The 21888-nt window shown below is 59.1% G+C and carries 23 protein-coding genes, 1 tRNA gene and 1 pseudogene; 11 read left to right on the forward strand and 14 right to left on the reverse strand.

The genetic code is table 11. The features are described 5' to 3' along the window. A partial coding sequence (locus Q0520_RS10845; protein ID WP_298669987.1) for a hypothetical protein occupies positions 1–1370 on the forward strand: 1370 nt, incomplete at its 5' end. Between the two features lie 128 nt (positions 1371–1498). On the opposite strand, the gene Q0520_RS10850 is transcribed toward Q0520_RS10845, so the two are convergent. The 7 genes from Q0520_RS10850 to Q0520_RS10880 form a co-directional block, all read right to left on the reverse strand. Beyond that, on the reverse strand, positions 1499–3682 hold the full coding sequence (locus Q0520_RS10850) for a DUF2206 domain-containing protein (protein WP_298669989.1): 2184 nt from the start codon (positions 3680–3682) through the stop codon (positions 1499–1501). A gap of 7 nt (positions 3683–3689) precedes the next feature. Then, the gene (locus Q0520_RS10855; RefSeq protein ID WP_298669991.1) at positions 3690–4832 is read right to left on the reverse strand and encodes a glycosyltransferase family 4 protein; all 1143 of its coding nucleotides are present in this window, start codon (positions 4830–4832) and stop codon (positions 3690–3692) included. Between the two features lie 164 nt (positions 4833–4996). Beyond that, a complete protein-coding gene (locus tag Q0520_RS10860; RefSeq protein ID WP_298669993.1) occupies positions 4997–6478 on the reverse strand; it encodes an alkaline phosphatase family protein in 1482 nt (493 codons plus the stop codon). Beyond that, complete coding sequence (locus tag Q0520_RS10865) at positions 6475–7140, reverse strand: adenylyl-sulfate kinase (RefSeq protein ID WP_298669995.1); 666 nt, start codon at positions 7138–7140, stop codon at positions 6475–6477. The genes Q0520_RS10860 and Q0520_RS10865 overlap by 4 nt, the downstream gene beginning before the upstream one ends. Beyond that, complete coding sequence (locus tag Q0520_RS10870) at positions 7137–8144, reverse strand: glycosyltransferase family 4 protein (protein ID WP_298669997.1); 1008 nt, start codon at positions 8142–8144, stop codon at positions 7137–7139. Before Q0520_RS10870 ends, Q0520_RS10865 begins: the two co-directional genes overlap by 4 nt. Next, positions 8141–9325, reverse strand: coding sequence for a glycosyltransferase family 4 protein (locus Q0520_RS10875; RefSeq protein WP_298670026.1), 1185 nt, complete (start codon positions 9323–9325; stop codon positions 8141–8143). The genes Q0520_RS10870 and Q0520_RS10875 overlap by 4 nt, the downstream gene beginning before the upstream one ends. Before the next feature lie 2 nt (positions 9326–9327). Continuing rightward, positions 9328–10458, reverse strand: coding sequence for a glycosyltransferase family 4 protein (locus Q0520_RS10880; protein ID WP_298669999.1), 1131 nt, complete (start codon positions 10456–10458; stop codon positions 9328–9330). 589 nt (positions 10459–11047) lie between these two features. On the opposite strand from Q0520_RS10880, the gene Q0520_RS10885 reads away from it, so the two are divergent. From Q0520_RS10885 to Q0520_RS10905, 5 genes are all read left to right on the forward strand, one after another. Next, entirely contained in the window at positions 11048–11332 is a 285-nt protein-coding gene (locus tag Q0520_RS10885) for a hypothetical protein (RefSeq protein WP_298670001.1), read from the forward strand. Positions 11333–11754: 422 nt separating this feature from the next. After that, on the forward strand, positions 11755–11979 hold the full coding sequence (locus tag Q0520_RS10890; protein ID WP_298670003.1) for a ferredoxin: 225 nt from the start codon (positions 11755–11757) through the stop codon (positions 11977–11979). A 64-nt stretch (positions 11980–12043) separates the two neighbouring features. Then, complete coding sequence (locus Q0520_RS10895) at positions 12044–12241, forward strand: hypothetical protein (RefSeq protein ID WP_298670005.1); 198 nt, start codon at positions 12044–12046, stop codon at positions 12239–12241. Continuing rightward, positions 12205–12495 carry a pirin family protein gene (locus tag Q0520_RS10900; RefSeq protein WP_298670028.1) on the forward strand — a complete coding sequence of 97 codons (291 nt, stop codon included), beginning with the start codon at positions 12205–12207 and terminating at the stop codon, positions 12493–12495. The genes Q0520_RS10895 and Q0520_RS10900 overlap by 37 nt, the downstream gene beginning before the upstream one ends. 219 nt (positions 12496–12714) lie before the next feature. Continuing rightward, on the forward strand, positions 12715–13140 hold the full coding sequence (locus tag Q0520_RS10905; protein ID WP_298670007.1) for a protealysin inhibitor emfourin: 426 nt from the start codon (positions 12715–12717) through the stop codon (positions 13138–13140). Positions 13141–13241: 101 nt separating this feature from the next. Here Q0520_RS10905 and Q0520_RS10910 read toward each other — a convergent pair whose 3' ends face one another. Continuing rightward, positions 13242–13538: a hypothetical protein gene (locus Q0520_RS10910; protein WP_298670009.1), complete on the reverse strand. Its 297-nt coding sequence runs from the start codon at positions 13536–13538 to the stop codon at positions 13242–13244. 266 nt (positions 13539–13804) lie between these two features. Here Q0520_RS10910 and Q0520_RS10915 point away from each other — a divergent pair, with 266 nt between their 5' ends. The 3 genes from Q0520_RS10915 to Q0520_RS10925 all read left to right on the forward strand — a co-directional run bounded on the left by Q0520_RS10915 (position 13805) and on the right by Q0520_RS10925 (position 16011). Then, positions 13805–14041 (forward strand): hypothetical protein, encoded by a 237-nt coding sequence (locus Q0520_RS10915; protein WP_298670011.1) that lies wholly within the window; start codon positions 13805–13807, stop codon positions 14039–14041. Positions 14042–14362: 321 nt separating this feature from the next. Further along, a complete protein-coding gene (locus Q0520_RS10920) occupies positions 14363–14635 on the forward strand; it encodes an ACT domain-containing protein (RefSeq protein ID WP_298670013.1) in 273 nt (90 codons plus the stop codon). A gap of 11 nt (positions 14636–14646) precedes the next feature. After that, the gene (locus Q0520_RS10925) at positions 14647–16011 is read left to right on the forward strand and encodes a PFL family protein (RefSeq protein WP_298670015.1); all 1365 of its coding nucleotides are present in this window, start codon (positions 14647–14649) and stop codon (positions 16009–16011) included. Between the two features lie 48 nt (positions 16012–16059). Here the strand turns inward: Q0520_RS10925 and Q0520_RS10930 are convergent, their stop codons facing one another. The 5 genes and pseudogenes from Q0520_RS10930 to Q0520_RS10950 all read right to left on the reverse strand — a co-directional run bounded on the left by Q0520_RS10930 (position 16060) and on the right by Q0520_RS10950 (position 19524). Then, on the reverse strand, positions 16060–16923 hold the full coding sequence (locus Q0520_RS10930; RefSeq protein ID WP_298670017.1) for a universal stress protein: 864 nt from the start codon (positions 16921–16923) through the stop codon (positions 16060–16062). Beyond that, entirely contained in the window at positions 16920–17999 is a 1080-nt protein-coding gene (gene arsB, locus Q0520_RS10935) for an ACR3 family arsenite efflux transporter (RefSeq protein ID WP_298670019.1), read from the reverse strand. The genes Q0520_RS10930 and arsB overlap by 4 nt, the downstream gene beginning before the upstream one ends. Then, positions 17996–18457 (reverse strand): DUF2703 domain-containing protein, encoded by a 462-nt coding sequence (locus Q0520_RS10940; protein WP_298670030.1) that lies wholly within the window; start codon positions 18455–18457, stop codon positions 17996–17998. Before Q0520_RS10940 ends, arsB begins: the two co-directional genes overlap by 4 nt. After that, positions 18434–18649 (reverse strand): annotated as a pseudogene (locus Q0520_RS10945) (thioredoxin family protein); the annotation flags it as partial. The gene Q0520_RS10940 and the pseudogene Q0520_RS10945, both read right to left, overlap by 24 nt. Positions 18650–19439: 790 nt before the next feature. After that, a tRNA-Leu gene (locus Q0520_RS10950) sits at positions 19440–19524 on the reverse strand. Between the two features lie 277 nt (positions 19525–19801). Here Q0520_RS10950 and Q0520_RS10955 point away from each other — a divergent pair. Then, the gene (locus Q0520_RS10955) at positions 19802–20152 is read left to right on the forward strand and encodes a DUF5518 domain-containing protein (RefSeq protein WP_298670021.1); all 351 of its coding nucleotides are present in this window, start codon (positions 19802–19804) and stop codon (positions 20150–20152) included. On the opposite strand, the gene Q0520_RS10960 is transcribed toward Q0520_RS10955, so the two are convergent. Further along, positions 20153–20731 (reverse strand): HEAT repeat domain-containing protein, encoded by a 579-nt coding sequence (locus tag Q0520_RS10960; protein ID WP_298670022.1) that lies wholly within the window; start codon positions 20729–20731, stop codon positions 20153–20155. It abuts the gene before it with no gap. Positions 20732–20816: 85 nt separating this feature from the next. Between Q0520_RS10960 and Q0520_RS10965 the strand changes: the two genes are divergently transcribed. After that, complete coding sequence (locus Q0520_RS10965; protein WP_298670024.1) at positions 20817–21665, forward strand: alpha/beta fold hydrolase; 849 nt, start codon at positions 20817–20819, stop codon at positions 21663–21665. The last annotated feature ends 223 nt before the right edge of the window (positions 21666–21888 follow it).

Consider the following 21888-nt stretch of genomic DNA (forward strand, 5'->3'; position numbering starts at 1 on the left):
CTGAGCCCACGCCCGAACCGACCGCAGAACCCACGCCCGAACCAACCCCCGAGCAGCCTGCAGAGGTACTGCTGATCACTGGGTATTCCTATCTGAACCCCGGTGACAAAGCAATGAAGGACCACCTCGAGTCGAAGGGCTACACCGTGACGACGAAAGAGGACGACCTTGTCACTGCGGCAGATGCCGAGAGCAAGGACGTTGTGATCGTCTCGTCCAGCCTCAACAGCGGGAATGTCGGCGCAACGCTCAAGGACGCCGCCGTACCGGTGGTCTCCTGTGAGGCATGGATCTATGACGACCTCAAGATGACAGGCACCAAAGTTGGTACTGACTTCTCTGCGGTTGCCGGCCAGACCCAGGTCGCCATCGCCGACACAGCGAACCCCCTCGCAGCAGGACTTGAAGGCACCGTGAAAGTCACCGGAACAGCCGGATACGAGATGTTCGGCATGCCGGCTGCAGGTGCAGCGAAGGTCGCAACCGTCGTCGGTCAGCCTGACAAGGTCACGGTCTTCGCCTACGACACCGACGCCGATATGGTCGGCATGAAAGCACCCGCACCCCGTGTCGGGTTCTTCCTCCACGACCAGGTCGCAGCAAGCACAACACCCGAAGGGTGGGTACTCTTCGACGCAGCAGTGAAATGGGCGGTGGAAGCAGGTGGATCGACGGGAGTAACCCCGACACCTGAACCCACGACTGAGCCCACGCCCGAACCGACCGCAGAACCCACGCCCGAACCAACCCCCGAGCAACCTGCAGAGGTACTGCTGATCATCGGGAACTCATACCTGAACCCCGGTGACAAAGCAATGAAGGACCACCTCGAGTCGAAGGGCTACACTGTGACGACGAAGGAAGACCGCCTTATCACTGCGGCAGACGCTGAGGGTAAGGACGTCGTGATCTTCTCCTCCAGCATGAGCAGTGGAAGCGTTGGCACCATGTTCAGAGACCTCGCCGTGCCGGTGATCTCCTGCGAGGCATGGCTCTATGACGACCTCAAGATGACCGGCACCTCCCGCGGCGCTGACTACTCCGCTGCCGCAGGCCAGACCCAGGTCGCCATCGCCGATGCAGCGAACCCCCTCGCAGCAGGACTTGAAGGCACTGTGAAAGTCACCGGAACAGCCGGATCTGAGATGTTCGGCATGCCGGCTGCAGGTGCAGCGAAGGTTGCGACCGTCGTCGGTCAGCCTGACAAGGTCACGATCTTCGCCTACGACACCGACGCCGACATGGTCGGCATGAAGGCACCCGCACCCCGTGTCGGGTTCTTCCTCCACGACCAGGTCGCAGCAAGCACAACACCCGAAGGGTGGGCGCTCTTCGACGCAGCCGTGAAGTGGGCGATCGGCAAAGCGTAATGATCTGTCCTCCCTTTTTTTTATTTTCCACTCTGGCATCGCTCATATCCGGGTCGGCTCTGACAATTCTATGATCATCCCCTTCGGCGATGCCCGTCTGGTCGTTTTCCGTCGTGTGGATCCCTCATTTATTCGGTCCAGATCGAGGACCCGCCATTGGAGTAGACCTTATCCTTGTGCCTGAATATCTGGGCAAATTCATCCAGATCCCGGTATTTCCCGTCAAAGTCGATAAGATTGCCGTCAACCACATTTTTATACCTGAGATAGATGTAACTCTCCCGAGATACCCAGCCATACTGGACAAATGAGGCGAGAGACGAGTGAGGGATCGTGCCCAGGCTCATCAGCCTTGATACACCGAACCCGTCGGCAAAGACTCTTACATCAGGTTCCATCCGCTGTTTTAACCAGGCAGCACCCCGTGCTTCCGTGTCATGGATATACTTCATATCGTACTGCGGCCCGTCTGCATGAAAGACGACATCGCGGTTGTCGCCAGACAGCGTATGCAGAACACCCGTCGCCGAGAGGAAGTATGGGAGCAGGACAAGAAGGATCACCGCAAGTGACATCTTCATCAGCTGGCTCTGTCCCGCAGGGAGAGAGGTAAGGTACTCCCTCTTCCTTCTTTCCCCCGGGTATCGTATGACAAAACGCAGGGTTTCAGCAATTGCAATCCCCCCTACGACAAACATGACCGAAAGGATCGTGTTACAGATGGGGAGTACCCGGGCGAGGTCGTAGCCATCGGACAGATAAGGCACGATGATCATCAGGCCGAGAAGGCCGGTGACGGTGATGACGAGGACAAAGAACAAGCCGCTGAACTTCTTTTTCAGGTACTCCGCCTTCTCCTTTCCCGGCAGTACCGTTTTTTTGCGGTCCAGAATCATTGCAAGTGTCCCGATCGCAATGAGGCCGATACTTGCCCAGGACAATACAAACTGGATAATATACGGAAGTCCCTTATCGGGAAGATGAGCACCGAATAACCTCTGGACATCCTGGCCGCGCGTCTCGGGCATCAGGAACTGGTCCAGGTTTTCAGCGGTCTTTTCAACGAAACCCACGAACATCTGCGACGGGACGACCGTGACCAGGGCGTACCAGACATACATCAGCGCAAGAAAGATCACGAGTATATCAACAGACGGCGCCGGCCTGACCGGGTACTTGAGGGAGAGGATGCCGGTACCGACCCACGCAAAGACGAGGATGCCAAAGAAGATAAACGACGTCGTGTAGTGGGAAAAAATTGCGGCAGCGATAAAGAGGACGATCAGGGCTTTCTTCCGTAATGGGTTCATACCCTCCTCTTTCAGGAGCAGCATGACTGTCAGCATAAAGAAGAGCAGGGCAAGGACCGTCCTGCTGTTCGACGTCGCTGTCATGAACTGCGGCTGGATCATGAAAAATGCCGCAGCGAGAAAGGCATAGATCTCGTTCAGGTACTGTTTCGCAATGCTGTAGATGATCAGGGGAGAGATCGCAAATATCAGTGCAAAGATGACCTTAAAGAGCATCATCGGTGAAATGCCCGTGAAGATCTGGAAAAATACTGGCAATATCGATATGCTGAGGCAGGAATCAAGTTGTGCACTCCCGATGATCGACCAGTAGCCATTGTTCAGTGTTGATATAAAGGTGAAATACTCGAAGTGCGTGTCTGTCCCGATGATATAATTTGACCTGAGGGCAAGAGGCAAGATGAGAGTGACACTCATGATCAGGAGAGCGGCAGGCATGATCCAGGGCGAGGCCCTTGCGTGGCAGATGCAGAGTGCCCCGATATAGACAAGAATAGCAAAGAAGAGACCGATAAGGAGGGTGTTGTTCCCGGTCGTATTGATCAGGTGCATGGCAAAGGCGCTCAGGGGCAGGAAGACCAGTGCTGGGAGAAGTAACACGGCGTCAGCAGCCTTTATCGATGGATCAGGCAGATAAAAAGATGTACCTTTGTTGGTGAGATACCAGACGGCGGCAAGGGCAAGTATCATGACGTTATAACAATCGAGGAGTAACCGCCCGGAAAAAGGCTTCAGGATACCGAGGTACAGCAGGAGATTGTTATACAGCAGGCCCCCGATCATCAGGACAGCAAGGCTCACCCCGACAGCGAGGAGGACGTATTCGAGCAGGGTGATCTTTCCCGGTCTGAAGATGGAGAGGATGAGCATGCCCGGGATAACCGCCAGGACCACTGCGCCGAGCACTTCACGGACAACCGGTATATCCAGGAGAAAAGCCCCATCGAAGAGGAAAAGAACCCCGATGAGGGCTATCAGACGCTCTCGTGCAGAAAATTCCATGAAGACCTCACGATGACATGTGTGCGAGTATCTGTCCGTACTGCCTGACCGCGGCGTCGTATGTGTAGGACTGCTCGATCAGTTCCCGTGCCCTCTCGCTGACATACTCCATGTCCGGGTGTCTCAAGGCCCGTTCGATATTCTTTGACAGAATTTCCGGGGAGTTTGTTTCTGTGATGAACCCGGTGACCCCGTCGCGAACGAGGGCCGGTATCCCCCCCACCGGCGTGGCAAGGACGATGCACCCGCAGGCCATCGCTTCGAGCACGATGTTCGGGAGTCCCTCCCTGTATGACGGCACGACAAGAACCTTGATGGTGTTCAGGTAGCGGGGGAGGTCTGCGTTGTTGACCCACCCGATGAAGTCCACGGAGTCCCTGATCCGGTGCTGCGAGACAACTGTCTCTGCTTCTCCCCGGAGGTCGCCGTCACCAATGAGGGCCACCCGGCATTGCCCGCCGTCCCGCACCGTCACGAGGGAGGAGACGAACTCGAGGATCCCTTTCTCGCGGGAGAAACGCCCGACAAACCCGAGGTCATACTCCCTCTCCGATATCCCCTTCTGGACGGCAAAGCGTGCTGTGTCGACGTACAGACTTCCCGGCCATGTCTTTTTTTCATAGTGCCCGAGGTCGTAGAGGGCGACGAAAGCCTCACTTTCCGGGATGATGGCATCGGATATCCCGTAGGTGACAGCTTCGACCCCCTCGTAGAGCATTTCCAGCGGTCGGTTTCTCTGCTGCCAGTACTTCCTGATGACCCGCGAGGTCCGTCCGTCCGTGCGGAGTGCCACCCGTTTCCCCTTCAATTTTGCAGCAAGCATCGGGAAGACAAAGTAGTCGGCGCCGAATGCGAATATCACAACGTCCTGATCCTTTCCCAGGCGGAGCATCTGGTGCACCACCCGCATCTGGTGGAGGATAAGGTACCAGAAACGCGCGATGAGAGACTTCTCAGCATTCCGGTCAGGGATCTTCAGGAGCGTGAACTCGCCTGCAGGGTAGTTTTTGTCGTCCTGTTCTGTGATGATCCAGGTGATATCCCGGGAAAGGGGTTTCAGGATCTGCACCAGTTTCAAGGCCGTAAAGTAGAGGTTCTGGTTCTTGAACCACCGGGATGTGACAAGAACAATGCAGGGCTTTGTTTCCATAGGTGTCCTCTCAAGGGGTGGACGTATGGTCGTAATCAGCCTCATTGCATATATGTGTTCTCTCTGCACGGGTCAGGGATCTCAGATATCCCTTCTTTTTAATTCTCTGTTCCCCTGTCAGTACTGTTCCTCACCTGAAAGATCGGCATACCCCTGGCATGTCTTCATATGAGGCTATTCCCGCTCCCTCCCAGACCATTCCCCCCGATCCCAAGGATTTTCAGGACGGTGGCCCTGACATCCTCCAGACTCGCCTCTCCCCGCGTCGGCTTCCTGCCGTCCGGTACCTGAAGGAAGAAGACCGGCGTGTCCCCCCGGTGGGAACCCGGGTAAAAACTGTGCGTGTTCGAAGTCGAGAAGACCGACTCCTGGATCGCCCACCCAGCACCATAGCCCTCTCTCAGTTTGAAGAGGACGTCAGGGTACTTCTCAAGATGCCGCCCCTGATAGAGGGCTTCCCTTGTGCTGACCCACTCGAAGGCGGGGGCACCGTCAGGGAGGGTGTAGGAGGAAAGGAGGGTGATAATCTCTTTTTTCACCTCCTCGTACTGTGTCTCGCCCAGCTTCTTCCGCGCAACCAGGATCCCTCCGTAGTTGTAGGCCTTCATACCGGAGAGGTCGGTGCAGTGTGCCACCGTCCTGTCAAAGTCAATGGACGAGGGGACGGTGTAGTACTCCTTGATCCCCGGATGTTTCCTGAGGATCCTGAGGGCGGTCCCGCGGAGCGCTGTCCTCTGGATGATGTTCACCGCCGCCCTCTTCGCCTTCTCCCCGGCATTTTTTATCGGCGCAGATATACCGCTTTTCGCGACGAGATACCCCTCCTGCCTCAGGATCTCGTTGATGTTGACGAGGTCGGACGGCCGCATCGTGTGGCCGTGGTCGCTCATGACGATCACGGCGGTGTCGGGTGGGAGGTCGGCAGTCAGGGCTCCGACGACCCCGTCGTAAATGCGGTAGAAATGCCTGATGGTGTCCCTGAAGGGATTGTCGTCGCCGGGGTACATGGGGTCTTTCGGGTCGCAGTAGTTCCAGAAGATATGCTGGACAAAGTCGAGGGCCGAGGAGTAGAAGAAGAAGAGGTCCCACTTAGTCGAGCGCATCAGGTCTCCGGCGACCGTGGCCTCCTTCCTGACGACGGACTCAAGGCGTTCAAGGTACTCCCTGTACTCGCCTTTCGAATCGGGGATACGGTCGGGCATCAGGATGCCGTCGCCCGCGACTCCAGCCGCGGTCTCCGGATAGGCCTGGACGCCGGTGTTCTTCGGGTTCCTGCTCACCATCGTGCCGTTGACCGCCCAGACAGGATACCCGATGTGGGGGTTGACGATGCAGACCCTTTTTCCTGCCTCCCCCGCGGCGTCCCAGAAGGTTTTTCCCCTGACGAGGGACGAGTCGAGGTAGTCAGTCTGGTAGATCGAGGCCTTCTCCAGGGGGTCGACGAAGTGGACGACGCCATGCTCCGCGGGGTTCAACCCGGTGTAGATGGTCGCCCATGCCGTGTCCGAGTCGGGCGGGAAGACCGAGTGCATGGCGATCGGCGGCGAAGACTCCTTCAGTCGCCTGAGGTTCGGCAGATCGTCGAGGAATGCGTCTACGAGGAGGGCGTCCATGCTGTCGATCCCGATCACGACGAGACGCGTCATGGCGCCGCCCCTGTGTGCTGGAGGACGTTCTGCCGGATCGTCTCGCGGGGCAGGGAACCGTCCAGGACGACAGCACCGACCGTCTCGGCCGACATGAGGTACAGCCGTCGCCTCTCCTCCAGGTACCGGACAGAGGGGGTATCGTCCTTTCTTTTCATTGCCACCTCCTCGGGGAGGTCGATGAGGAAGGTGATGTCAGGCCGCGGGAAACGGCCGTACATCTCCCTGATCACCTCCTTGACCTCCTCTTCAGAGTAATGAAAATCGACGGCGAGGTCGGTGACAACGGTGTCGATGATATAGCGGTCGCAGACAAGGGTTCTGTTGAGGAGAGTGACCGGGAGGGAGACCCTGAAGGTCAACTGTAAGGCGTACTCCCAGAAAAGGAGGCGCTGGTAGAGACGGGCGAGGAAGCTGTGCTCCTGTGCCGCCTCCTTTTTCGACCCCGCATAGTCGGAGTAGTCCTGGAACATGTCCTTGTCCCGGAAAAAGAGGATTTTTCCCAGGTACATCAGGGGCCTGAGCGCGGCGGGCTGGTATCGTCCATAGACGTACCGCGTGTCGACCCCCCGCCTGTGCAATTCGTCTGTCAGGTACTTTGCAAGGGTCGTCTTCCCCGACCCGTCAATGCCGGTAAAGCAGATGATCTTTCCTCGTCTCATGGTATTCCTCCGCAGAGTGTCCCGTATATGTTGCTCATCTCGTCGGCGACGCGGTCCCAGGAGCAGGGGAGCACCTTCTCCCGTGTGGCGACCGTCACCCCCCTGTCCAGTGTCAGGCGCACATAGCCTGAGTACTCCTCCGCCGACCGTGCGACGAAGAGGCCATTTCCTTCGGTGAAGAATTGTGTGATCCCGTCGAAGGGGGCCGAGACCACCGGGATGTTGCAGGCCATCGCCTCCATGACGGTGAGGGGGAGGAAGAGGGTCTTTCCCCGGGGAAAGACGTAGCAGTCGGCAAGCTGATAGAGTTCCTCGATCCGGTTGCAATACCCCTCCATGACGATGCACCCCTGCTCCCTGAGGTACGCCGCATACTTCCTGTCCCGCGCAAAGCGGGGGCTCCCGATAATCACGACCTGACAGTCTGGCAGGGTCTGCTGGAGCCTGAGAAGTTGCCCGAGGCCGCGGTCGGGCTTGACGTGGCCGACATGGAGGAGGACGGAGACGTCTCTGTCAAGTTCGTACTTCTCCCGCAGTCTCCTCTTCTCCCCGGCAGGCACCGGCCTGAACCGATCGGTATCGACACCGTGCGGAAGAAACCGCACCTGCGCCCCCGTCCCTTTCAGGAGGCGGGCGGCCTCGAGGGACTGCGTGACAATGAGGTCCGGTTGCATGCGGGAGACGAGGGCGCGGACGATTGGGTTCCTGAGCACGGAAAGACAGTTCGGGTGGAGCGCCGACATCACCACTTTGGTATCGCTCCGGGAGAGGGCCCGCACCCCCTTCAGCGCAAGGAAACTCGAGAATGTCGGCGCCGTCATGTAGTGGACGACGTCAGGGGAGACGTCCCGCACCTTCTTCCAGAAGAGAGGGGAGGAGATCCCCCCGACGTCGAGGGGCAGGACGTCGTGGCGGCGGCCAAGGTACTCGACAAACCGTGCGGTGACATTCCTGAACCCCTCGTCCTCGTTGCCGGAGAGAGGGCCGATGATGCCGACCTTCACCGGGACACCTCCCGGTAGACTGCTTCGTGTGCCGCGGCGATCCTCGCCCAGTCCAGTCCCTGTACGGCAGAACGTGCATTTCTGCCCATCTTCTCTCTTTCCTCCCTTGCACGGACGAGGCGGAGTATTTTTGCACCGAGATCCTCCGGGTCGCCGGTCTTGCTGAAGAGACCGTTCTCGCCGTCGCAGACCTGGGCCCTGAAGACCGGAAGCCCGCTCACCACCGCAGGGAGTCCGCACGCGGCCGCCTCCAGGACAGTGAGGGGGTACGCCTCCCCGAAGGAGGGGAGGGCAAAGATGTCCGCGGCATGGTACAGCAATTTTTTCGTCTCCTCCCCTACCGTACCGGTGAAGACGACGTTCTTCTCCAGGGAGAGGGCTTTTGCCTCCTCCCTGAGGCCTGCACCGAAAGGCGTGATTGTCCCGGCGAGGACCAGGGTTGTGTCGGGCGCCTCCCTGAAGACCGTCTGCATTGATGCGAGGAGTACGTGCGGCCCTTTCCGGGGCACGAGGTTCCCGAGGAAGAGGACGATCGCTCCACCCTCCGGGAGTCCGAGCCTCCTTCTACATTCTTTTTTCGAGAGAGGCGTTTCAAGTTCAGCGATATCGATCCCGTTCGGGATGACGCTGATCCGGTTCCTGAAGGGCTGGAGGTGCGGGGACGAGGCGACGACCTCCTGCGAGAGGGCGATGATCCGGTCGCTCTTTGCAAAAGACTGCCTCAGGTAATACTCAGAATAGCCGTACAGCAGCACCCGTCTGACGAGATTCCCCGACCAGATGTCAGGGTCGAGGTGGTGGGTGACGACAAAGGGCGCCCGGTTCTGTCTGATGTGGCCGAGGGCCGCAAGGGTCGCAGGCGGCGACCCTGCATGGAGGTGGACGATGTCGAGGGGGGGAGTGTCCCGTCCCCGCAGGTACTTCAGGGATATCTCGGTCTCCGCAAGTTTCAGGTCTTTCCCGTACCGGAAAACCGTAATGCCCCCAAACTCTTCAGTGTGGTCGGACCGGTCGGCCGAGGTCGTGAAGATCCCGATCTCGTGGCCGAGTTTCTCCAGTTCCAGGGCGAGGTGATAGACGACCTCGCCGACGCCGCTCCTGACATAGGCCCCGCCTTCAGGGACTTCGTCCACAAAGGGTTTTTTATACGGGAAGTCAGTCGTAAATAGCCCGATCCGCATTGTCACGCCCCCATCGAGCGGTATATCGACTCGTAGGCCTTCGAGACACGGCTCCAGAGATATTTTCTGGTGACCATATCCTGTCCTGTGCGAGCAAGTCTGACTGCCGTATTTTTATCGTCGATGACACTCAGGATCGCCCTTGCAAGAGACATCTCATCCTTCGGAGGCACAAGGAGAGCGGAACCCGTGAAGTGGTCCCTCACCCCGGGAATATCGGTCGTGACGACAGGCAGACCGAAGTACATCGCCTCCAGCACGACGGTCGGGCAGACTTCAGAGAGAGAGGGGAGGACAAAGAGGTCGGTATGCCGATAGAGGTACACCAGTTCGTCGAGACTGATGTCGCCGGCAAGTATTACAGACTCCTGGACACCCTGGTCCCTGATGAGTCGCTCGAAGTATTCTCTGTCCTCCCCCTCGCCGACCATGATGCACCTGACGTCCCGGCCATTACCCGACTGCCTGATGATGGCCATCGCCCTGATCAACCATTCGAGGCCCTTTCTCCGGATCAGTCTGCCGACATAGAGGAGGTTGGTCCTGCCGCTGAGGTCGAAGATCCCGTTCGATCCGCTTATACCATCAAAAAATTCAGGGTCGATGGCATTGTGGAGGATACTGATCTTGTCGGAAACAGAGGCGTTGATGGAGAGGACATAGTCCCGGTCTTCCGCAGAGTTCACAGCTATCCTGTCCACACGGGAGAAAATACGCCGGCCTATGGTCTTGCTGTAGACCTTCTCCATGGCGTCATGGAAGGGGTCGCCAAAGATCAACTGGCCGTGGCATGTCAGCATGAGGGGGGCGCACCTGCCATTCCTGAGAAAGGCGGCCGCCATGGCGGCGGTGCTGTGTTCGTTGTGGGTATGGACGATGTCACACTCCTTGCTCTCCTGTGACAGTGTCATGAAGGCGGGAGTAAGGGGGTTTCTCATGGGGCGGGCGAGACAGCGGTGCCGGGTTATTCTGATGCCCTCTGAGGTCTCGCACTCCGGGCTGTACGGGTAGTTCGATGTGATGATCTCGACGTCATGGCCGTGTCTGACCAGGTATTTGCTGAGATTGTAGACGTAGCGCTCCTGCCCCCCTCGATAGGGGAGACAGTAGGGAACGATCTGGAGTATTTTCATGGATGGTCACTCCTCAGGATCCACAGGTGGGGCGAGGCTGTGACCGGATCGGGGTACGACATGTGCGGCGTGGGGCGCCGGTCATTCTGACTGTGTCCGTGCAGACGGTCCCCTCGGTCATATGGTCGGGGTCTGCTGCCACTGCGACACCGGGTCGGCATGCTGAAAACCCGGGTCCAGCATGTCTGCCGGGTGCAGGTCAGAGAAGATATCTGACGATTAAATCTGAATAAAAACCGTCCCCCCGTGGTCCGGTCGTACCGTCACTACTCGGTGATTGTATTTATACTTTATTCATCCAGCCAGATATGTGCCTGATAGTATGATTGGAATCACAAACCGCGCCGGGATTAGGGTAGATATATACCTGTTGTGAGCAGTGTCTGGAGGGAAAACAAAAGAATGCTCGAATTTTTCCGTGACATTCTCGTCCATGCCCCTTTCTGGACTCCTGATACGCGTTCTGATCCGCCCCCGTCGTCCCCCGCGTGAGGTGGCTCAGGCAGATATCCTCCTGCGGCAGTCGGCATGCCCGATGATGTCCATATTTTTATAGTGTGCGTGATATTTCATGCAGGAGACGGTGACTATGATCGGTCCGCAGATGGTCGGCCAGGATCTCAGGGTCGAGATGATGGAGAGGGTCGAAGCGCTCTTTGACTCTCATGGCGGCAAACCCTTTGCTGACATCGCAGGAGACCTTGGAGAGTGGGGCTTTGTGCAGAAGGGGGGAGACCCCGCGACGGTGGTGATGGAACATGGCGACCTCCAGTTGTACCTTGAGGTCGAACTGGACAGGGCCGGGACGGTGCACGGTTATGCCCTCCTCCCCTTCGATGAGACTGCCAGGAAGCAGGAGAAGTTCAGGTGGTAGGTGCTCTCCTGATATCTTTTTTCCTGATACTCTTTTCTCGGCCTGCACTTTTCCGTGGTTTCCTCCAAGGCATACCTCTCTTGAGCACCTCCTGTGTATCCATCCCTGCGATCAGACTCTGGTCAGAGGTGATGGGATGAGGGAGATGATCCCGGCAAAGGGGAAGATAATCGGGACAGAACAGAGGAGTATCATGCCCCGGCCAAAGAATGGGTATCCAAACAGGTTTCTTCTATACGATGATGGTCGTCCTGGAAGGGGTCCATGAAACCGTTCATGATGGCAAACTCTCATCACGATCTCCTGTAGAGGTGATCGAAGACCTTTGCCAGACCTTGCAGGATCAGGTACTCCCTTCTCGCCTAAACCGAAGGATTATATGAGAGTGACGTATCTTGGGTGTCTGCGAAGAGTGGAGGACCATGGTACGGATCACCATTGAACGTGAGGAATGCACGAGTTGCGCCCTGTGCTGGGAGACATGTCCTGAGGTGTTTGAGGAGAACCCGGACGATACGCTGAGTCAGATCGTCGAAGAATACAGGCGGGGCGGGGACCCGGCTGAAGGAGAGGTGTCCGACGATATGGAGGACTGCGTCCGGGACGCCGCGGAGGGGTGCCCGGTCGAGATCATCCGTCTCTCCTGATCTACTCTGAACCCATTTTTCCACCAGAGGCAGACCCTATATACGGGCGCCGTCCCCCCGCTGCATGCCACAGATACGGGAGGTTGGGCCAGCCTCGTCGAGGCTCAGGCGGGTCTTCGGTCACCGCGACGTGCCTCTCTTCGACCCTTCCCTGATGCTCGACGTCTTCAAGCCAGACCTCCCGAGGACTATCTCGCCGGTTTTCCCTGGCTCCTGCACCACGGCATTGAGACGGTCACCATCATGCTTGACGGGCGGGTAGAGCACTGCGACAGCACCGGCGCGGGAGACGTGCAGCGGATGACCGCGGGGTCGGGGAGTCCACCCGGAGATGCCGAAGAAACCCGTCGACGGAATGATGGGGGGTTTCCGCTCCGGGTGAACCTCCCCCGCTCGCACAGGATGATGGATCCACACTACCAGGAGATCGGGGCGGCCGAGAGATCCCGGTGGTCGGTGAGGGAGCGGGAGATCGTCGCCGGCTCATCCACGAACCGATCGCCTGATCCGGCCTGATCGTGATGAATCGTTCATGAAACGAAGTTTCAAGCGGTTCTCTGGAATCCACTTCAGTGGATTTCCCGGTAACACGCGGGAGGGATCGGATGAGGCTTTCCTTGAGTACAGGGAGGGGATGTTTGTCCGGGTGCGGGCGCCGACCCGCAGAACAGGCGAGACTTCGAAAAAATTCGCAGTTTACGAGAGGATTATCCCGACAGGGGGCCATTTTCTATCATGAAACAGATCCTCACCCTCCTCCTTCTCGGCTGTATCCTCGCCCTCGCAGGGGCGGCCGGATGCACCTCAAACGACACGTCGTCCCCTGTCGTCGTCGAATACCACAGGACTGGTGGGTTTGCGGGCTTCAACGACACCGTCGTCGTCTACGAGAACAGGACCGCGGATGTCTCCCGCCACGGCGACCTCTCCACGATGACTCTCGATGCCGCCGACCTCACGCAGATACGGGCGATGGTGACCTCAGATTCGTTCCAGTCTCTCCGGGATGAGTATCTCCCCCTGTACCAGGGGTACGACCTCTTCTCCTATGAGGTGACGGCCGGGGGGAAGACTGTCCGTGCCACTGACGGTGCCGTCCCTGAGGCGCTTGCCGGGATCATCTCAGAGATGGACGCTATCATTACGCAGAGTCTGCCATAAAGAAATTTCTCCTATTTTTATGAGGGGAGGAACGGGGCCATCATCCTCCAGGGAAGAGATCCGACCCTCCCGGTATGTAGGGTGAAGAAAAAGAAGATGGTTCAGGACTCCACATCGAGGTCGATCTGGATGCCCCCGGTCGTGGCGAAGATGAAGTTATAGATCACCGCCGCAATCGCGCCGCCGATGAAACCACCGATGGCCCAGAGCACGATGGCGAGAAGGATCCCTCCGATCCCCGCCGTAATTGCGGCGATAATCCCCAAGTCAGTTGTGGGCACGGCCATTGCAACACCTAAAATTCCTGCGATAAGGCCGTACAGGGCACTCAGAATTGCAAAAAAGAGTGCAACGGACATCACGCCAAGGCGACGCACTTTCACGCTCTGCTGTGTCATCTCCTTCCCCCTCCTGTTTTCGTCTGATTCATGCACTCAATGATATATAAATATAATTCCAATATGTGGGGTCATCGATTAAAGGTCTAAAAAATGTGATCTGCGGTATCTGTTCGCCATACTATCTCCCCACCATTGATGTCGCTTTATTGTACAGCAGAATCCGATAAATGTCGGGTATATTTTAAAATTTTGAGAAAATAGTGCGATATGCGTGACATGCCCATTTGCAAAAATTGATGTTATCTTTCGACCCACACGTACCCATGCAGTGTGACGTCTCATCCAGCATTCTTCATCTTGTCACCGGTGCAGCGGTTACCCAGGTCCTGTTGCTCGTCCTCTCGATGAATTTCGGCGGTATCGGCCTTCCGAGTACGGTTTTCGGGGGAATCGATGGCATGCATATACTCCTCTTCGGCATCTTCGACCTCATCGGCGGGGTCGGTTTTGCGGCCCTGATGCAGCGCCAGGTCGAGCCCTCCCTCCAGGTCACGGAGTGAAAACGTCCTCACTTTTTCTCTCCATGTCTCCAGTATCAGTTAGCCAGAACTGTGGCGGACTGCTGGCACTCCATTCCGACAGGTCATGGGTTTGTTGCGGGCGGTCTCCCGCCAACTTTTTCCACAACCCATCGCAAACCGGGGCATACGATCAGTGCGCCGCCCATCCGGTATCCCACTCAAACAATCACGGGCCGGATACACGCGTTCCCTGAACCACGCACGAGGTCGAGAAGGGATCCTGTCAGGCAGATATGATCTCCATTGTGACGGTATTAATCCCCGAAGAATGCCAATGTAATGTTAGGGATGTGATAGGGCATGAAAAAAACCATCATCACTGTCGTCGGGAAAGATACAGTCGGGATCATCGCGAAGGTCTGCACATACCTCGCCGCCAACCAGGTGAATGTCGAGGACATCTCCCAGACCATCGTGCAGGGCTACTTCAACATGATGATGATCGTCGACACCAGCAGGTCTTCCAAGCCGTTTGGCGAGATGGTGCAGGACCTCGATACCCTCGGCAACGAGATCGGCGTGAAGATCAGGTGTCAGCATGAAGACATTTTCATAAAAATGCACCGGATCTGAGAGGTATTCGGATGATCACACTCTTTGAGGTCAACGAGACGAACAAGATGATCGAGCAGGAGAAACTCGATGTCCGCACCATTACGATGGGCATAAGTCTCCTGGACTGCTGCGACTCAGACCTGGACACCCTGAACCAGAAGATCTACGACAAGATCACCCGCGTCGCCAGAGACCTCGTCTCCACAGGCCGGGAGATCGAACTCGAATACGGTATCCCCATCGTCAACAAACGCATCTCCGTAACCCCGATCGCACTCGTGGGAGGGCAGGCTTGCACTTGCCCGGAGGACTTCGTGACGATCGCCCGGACCCTGGACCGGGCCGCCAGGGACACGCAGGTGAACTTCCTCGGCGGATACTCCGCCCTCGTCTCCAAGGGGATGACGAAGGCCGATCGCAACCTCATCCACTCCATCCCCGCGGCCCTTGCGTCCACGGAGAGGGTATGCAGTTCGGTCAATATCGGCTCTACCAGGACGGGCATCAACATGGACGCCGTCAAACTGATGGGCGAGATCGTGAAGGAGACGGCAGAGGCGACGAAGGAGAATGGTTCTCTCGGGTGTGCGAAACTTGTCGTCTTCTGCAACGCACCCGACGACAACCCCTTCATGGCCGGGGCCTTCCATGGTGTGACCGAGGCTGATGCTGTCATCAACGTCGGCGTCAGCGGTCCGGGCGTCGTCAAGCATGCCCTCGAGAGTGTGCGGGGCGAGAACTTCGAGGTCCTCTGCGAGACGGTGAAGAAGACGGCATTCAAGGTCACCCGTGTCGGGCAACTGGTGGCACAGGAGGCTTCGGAGAGGCTCGGCGTCCCCTTCGGCATCGTCGACCTTTCCCTGGCGCCGACCCCTGCGGTGGGCGACAGCGTGGCCGGGATCCTGGAGGAGATGGGCCTTGAGTCCACCGGCGCACCGGGGACGACCGCCGCCCTCGCCCTCCTGAACGACCAGGTGAAGAAGGGGGGTGTCATGGCGAGTTCCTTTGTCGGCGGGCTCAGCGGCGCCTTTATCCCGGTCAGCGAGGATCAGGGCATGATCGATGCCGTCAACCGCGGCGCCCTGACAATCGAAAAACTGGAGGCTATGACCTGTGTCTGCTCTGTCGGCCTGGACATGATCGCGATCCCGGGCGACACGCCGGCGACCACGATCGCCGGCATCATCGCCGACGAGGCGGCGATCGGCATGGTGAACCAGAAGACGACCGCCGTCCGCCTCATCCCGGTCATCGGAAAAGATATCGGGGACACGGTGGAGTTTGGCGGACTGTTGGGTCATGCCCCGATCCAGCCAGTCAACAGGTTCGGCTGTGCGGACTTCATCAACCGCGGCGGCAGGATCCCCGCACCGATCCATAGTTTCAGGAACTGAGGGTCAGGAGGTGTTCTCCTGCCTGTGAGGAGAATGTCTCCCTATTTTTCATCGTACCACGAGCACATGCGCCCGTGCGTTGTGCACCACCGCCGTCGTCACCCCGCCGAGGAGAGAGCGTATCGCACCGTGCCGCCCCTTCGCTCCCATGACGATGAGCGTGGGTTCAAACGTCTCCTCGACACCGAGGATCTCGTCGATGGCATTGCCGGTCGCAAGGTCGGTGACGACCTGCGGGATGCCGAGGGGTTCGAAGCGCCTCCTCAGGGCTGCGAGCCGTCCGGCGTCTTTCCTGTTGAAGGCGGCGATATCGTCCTGCGACGCCGTCCAGAAGCGGCGGGTGTCCTGCACGTGCATGACGACAAGACGCTCGGGCCGCGCCCTGGCCATCCACTCGATGAAGGGGATGCACCTCTCCGCCTCCTCAGAGAAGTCGGTGAGATAGAGGACCCGGCGGAAGATCCCGTCCGTCGTGAGGGTGCAGGTGGTCGGGTCCCCCTCCTTCAGCACCGCAAGGCGGAGGACGAGGAGCGGCACAGTTGCATGGGCGAGCACGTTCTCGGTCTGGCTCCCCAGGAGCATGCGGGGGATGAGCGAGCGGCCGTGCGAGCCCATCACGATGAAGGAGGGAGGGTCGGCCCCGGCCCTCTCCAGGACCTCGATCCAGGGGATGCCGTCGACGACCTCGGCCCTGACGTCGGGAACGCCACAGTTCTCCAGGCGTTTTTTCCACGCGTCCATCACCGCACTATCGTGCGCCCTCACCCCGGGGTCGGCCGCCGTGTCGCGGATATTGATCACATACAGCAGATCGGCCCTCCCGACACCGAGACGGGCGATCTCTTCCACGGCCGGCGCCATCGCAGCGGCCGCACCGTGGATCTCCAGGGGCACGAGCATCCTCTCCATCATGGTGTCTCACCCCGGAACATCCCCTGCGTCCGCAGGCATACCCTCACCAGCATCAGCATCACCGGCACCTCGATCAGGACGCCGACGACCGTGGCGAGCGCCGCCCCTGACCCGAGGCCGAAGAGGATGGTCGCCGTGGCGATCGCCACCTCGAAGTGGTTGGAGGCGCCGATCATCCCGGCAGGGGCGGCTTCCCTGTACGGCAGGCCCAGTCTCGGCGCGAGGACGAAGTAGCCGAGGGTGAAGATGAGCACTGTCTGGATGAAGAGCGGGATCGCGATCCAGAGGATGGTCAGGGGATTTTCGACGATGACGTCCCCTTTGAAGGTGAAGAGGAGGACGAGCGTTGCGAGCAGGGCGACGATCGAGACCGGCGTCAGCAGGTGCAAAAACCGCGTCTCGAACCATGCCATCCCCCTGTGTGTGATGATCCATTTCCTGGTGAAATATCCGGCGACAAGCGGGAGGGCCACGTACACGGCGACCGAGAGGAGGATCGTCTCCCAGGGGATGGGCATGGCATTCACCCCGAGGAGGAAACTGCCGAGCGGGGCGTAGAGCACGAGCATGGTGAGGGAGTTGATCGCCACCATGATCAGGGTGAGGCCGTCGTTTCCCTTTGCGAGATAACTCCACATCAACACCATCGCGGTGCAGGGGGCGATGCCGAGCAGGATGCATCCGGCGACGTAACTTCTCCAGAGTTCGACGACCGTGCCGTCGGGGAGCACCTCGGTTCCGGGGATGAAGCCGACGAAGACATACCCCAGGAAGAAGGTGGCAAGGATGTACATCGTGAAGGGTTTCACCGCCCAGTTCACGAAGAGGGTGAGAGCGACCGGTTTTGGGGTCCTGGCCGCTTGCAGCACCTCGGCGAAATCGATCTTCACCATGATGGGGTACATCATGAAGAAGAGGGCGATCGCTATGGGTATCGAGACCTGGTAGACCGAGAGGGAGTCGAGGGCGACGGCAATGCCCGGGGCGACCCGGCCGAGGGCGATTCCGGCGACGATGCAGAGCGCTACCCAGAGAGTGAGATATTTCTCGAAGGTGGAGAGGCGGCGTTCGGTCACAGGCCCACCGCTTTCAGGGCCGCCCGCCTGATCAGGTCGGCGGGCACGGCCTCGTGGGTCTCGTCCCTGCAGACGATTGCCCGGCACGAGGCATCTGTCCCGGCGATGCAGGAGCAGGAGACGCACGGGGTCGTCTCGACCCGCACCTCCTCCAGCAGATCCTCAAGCGGGGTCCCGTTGAAGAGGATGATGTTCGACTCCGCGATCCGCTCGGGCGGGAGCACCGTCTCCACCACCTTCACCTTGATCTGTCGGACCGCAAGCATCGGCCTGATCTCGTCCACCACCGCCGCAAGGGTCCGGCCGGTCGCGGCACATCTCTCACAGGTCGCATCGACGCTCTCGCCGATATGCCGCCACTCGACGACAAGGGTGCCGGGTACTGTCTCTCCTTTCGGCAGCGGGTGGACCCCCTCCCCTTCCTGCAGGAACGCCTTGATCTCGGCGACGTCGGCCACCCGGCCCGAGACCTTCAGGTCGCCGTCGACGACGAGCGCCGGGGTCAGCATCACGCCGCGCTCCATCATGGCGGTGATCTCCTCCACTTTCTCGATCTCTGCGGAGATCCCGAGTTCTGCAACCGCTATCTCGACGTTCTTTGCCAGGCGCCTGCACTTCATGCAGTCGGTCCCAAGGACTTCGATCTTCATGGTCATCGCCCTCTTCCGTCGATCTCTGCCATAGGGCCCTTGTCCTATAATCATTCCGCAGCAGACCCGGCACGCAGCGGGGCGACAGTCTTCTTCGGTTCCAGGGGCGGCGAGATGACAGGGAGTGATGGCGAGCGCCCGGGTCCATGATCTGGCAGATCTGACCTTTATTTCCCGTTTCCGGTGCTCGGATCTGGACGGTATGGGCTGCGTTTTGGAACGTGCCGTTCCGGGGTTTTTTGTGTATTTGGTGGGAAAGGGTGTCGATATATCAGGGACAGAATGGCAGTTTCTGGACGAAGAGGGTGATTGGGTGGGCCGTGCCAGAAGGAGGGGGGAGATGGCCGTGAGAAGGGGCGGAAATCGGCGCGAATCCCTGGGCTCCTGAGAGACAGGGAAGACACCTCAGGTTGATGGCGGCGGGTCACCCTGACCGCGACCGGCGGATTGAATGGGGAGCGGCGAAGACGCGGGTGTTTGAGTGTGCTCAGGCAGCGGTTCGACCGCGGAGATCCGGCAGTTCACCCATCTGAACCGGTATCAGGTGGTGATGAAAGAGTTGTCCGCGAGGGCGTGGGGAATGGCAGTCGGTATCGGTACCCTGGGGTAGAGGGCAATCACAGGATTCTGTGATCTGCGCATATCTGTGCTCAATTGTGTGAGTGCGATCGAATGGTGAGGGAATCGTGCAGTCATCATGGGGTGATGGTATTGCGATCGTCTCACGCCCGCCGTGTTCCGCTCCCTTCAGACAAAAGCTCGCCACCATTTGCAATGGCAGAAAAACGAGTGCGAGGGGTGGGATTCGAACCCACGGACTCCTGAGAGAACGGATCTTAAGTCCGTCGGTTTTGGCCAAGCTTACCTACCCTCGCAAGCCAATGAACCTTCTTTTTTACGACTGATACAGAGATGTACCTTTCGCTGAGTGATGGTGTTGCCCGGGATCTGATACAATTTCCAGCGCTTCTGACCGACCTGGCCACCTTCGCTCTTCCTACTACATGGACAGCGGACGACAAAAAGGTGATGGCGGCAGAAGTACGACCACAACAGACCGGGAGCGTCAGGACATTCTCGAATCTCTGCCTTCAACCGACTCCTACATACTATTATAATATCCTTCACCCTATCGACGGCCAGGTGAATCATATGACAGAGGGGGAAACGGGTAATTTCTGGCTCGGCGTCGTCGTCGGGTGGGTGATCATGGTGATCATCGACCTCTTCGTCCCGGTGATCGGGCCGCTTGCGGGCGGGTTCGCGGCCGGGTACATCGCACGGGGGGGTGCGTGGAACGGCGGCAAGGCCGGGGTGCTTGCCGGCATCCTCGGGGGGGTCATCAGCGCTATTCTCATTCTGATCGGTGCGACCGCCCTCCTCGGAGGCGTCGGCCTCCTCGCAGGGTTCTTCGTCGGCACGCTGCTGGTGATCAGTGTCTTCCTGTACCTCGGCATCCTTGCCTTTATCGGCGGGGCCATCGCCGGGGCGATGCGGGACTGATCAGGTGTAATCCCTTTTTTCGCCCAGCTTTTCGAGCGCCCTCTCGACCGGCGTCTCCGGGCCGTGAAAAGTCCGCTCTGTGATGGCAGTGAGGACGACATTCTCCGCAGGGTCAGGCCCCCGCCCGGTCCACGAGGCGTCGCCCTGCCAGACGCACTCGAACTCTTCTCTCTCCCGCGCTTCCTCCAGGGGCCCGATTGCACGCGGGTCGCCGATCTCACCGAGGGCCCAGGCCGAGACCCAGACATAGTCGGAACAGGCGCTTGAAAGGCCCTGTATCAGGGGTTCGACCGCTCTCGGGTCTTTCAGCTTCCCGAGGGCCCACGCGGCGACCATGTTCAGGGTGAACGTCCCTTCTCCCATGACAATGGGCCCGGTGAAGTCCAGTGAGGCGATGAGAGGGTCGACGGCGTGGGTGTCGCCGATCTTGCCGAGGGCCCACGCGGCCTTCCACCGCACGGCGATATTGTCGTCGTTGAGTTTCTCGATCAGTGAGGCGACAGGGTCGTCGCCAAGATCCGTGAACTCGTCTCTCCAGTCCCAGTATTCCTCCTCAGATAGTCGGGTCGTGCTGCCCATATGCGGGGAGTATGGACCATGCCATATATCTCTTCCTGGACCAGACCAAAGGCTCATGATGTTCCAGGGAGAGGAGGATCGCGAGATGCAGAGAGAGAGATGTCCGGCCGTCCTGGTCCACGGGTGGAGTAGCCATCCCGGGGTCTGGAAACGTCTGATACCGCACCTTGAGGCGGCGGCGATACCGTACCAGGTCTTCGACCATAGCAGCATGAGCGACGCCACACCCGCCGAGATCGCCGCCGTGTTCAGGGACTATCTCGCCCAGGTGCGGGATGAGACCGGATATGCCGGGCCTGTCGATATGGTCTGCCACTCCATGGGGACCTGCATCGCCCGGTACCTCCTGGAGGTGATCGACGGCGGGAGACGGGAGGAGCGGGTCAGGCAGTTGATCGGCCTCGGGCCGCCGAACAATGGGTCTTCCATGGCCGAACTTTTCAACGACCCCGAGTACGGCCCGGAGGTCATCGACCGCCTTGCGGGGGTCTTCGTGCCCCGCAACTACGACCCCGCGGACGACGTCATCGTGCAGGAGTTCAGGCCGGGCAGCAGGACCATTACCGCACTGCAGAGTGCGAAGGCCCGCAACGACATCGCGTACAGACTGGTTCTTGCCGCGAACCTGACGGCCACGCCCGCGTTCTTCCCCTGTTTCCAGGGGAAAACATGGACATTCGGCCCGGACGGGGAGTGGCGGACGACCTATGCCGGCGACGGCATCGTGCCGCACACCGATTCATACCTGCCGGGTGCGGGTCTCGACATTCTCCCGGCAGACCCCGCGGGCCTGGCGAGTCACCCCGAGCAGTACTGCCACATCGGCCTGCCCCGGAACCCCGAGGTGATGGCAAGGGTGATGGAGTACCTCCAGGACCCGGCGACCCGGCCGCAGGGGATGTGTCCGGAGAGGGAGGAGGAGGGCCCGGAATGATCCCGGCTTTCCTGAAGATCCGCGAAAAATGGCCCCCGCCAGATGCCATTCCTGCCGGAAACGGTGCATGCGGCAAAGATAGAGGATGAAATTTAAAATAAAATCAACAGGCGCATTAGGTACGGCGGCATTCTTTCATCAGAGGTGATCCATGCCGTCGGTCAGAAAATGCCCCTCCTGTGATATTTATTTTGACGAAAGCATGCCTGCATGCCCGTTCTGC

Source organism: uncultured Methanofollis sp. (genome assembly GCF_937919355.1).
Classification (GTDB): Archaea; Halobacteriota; Methanomicrobia; order Methanomicrobiales; family Methanofollaceae; genus Methanofollis.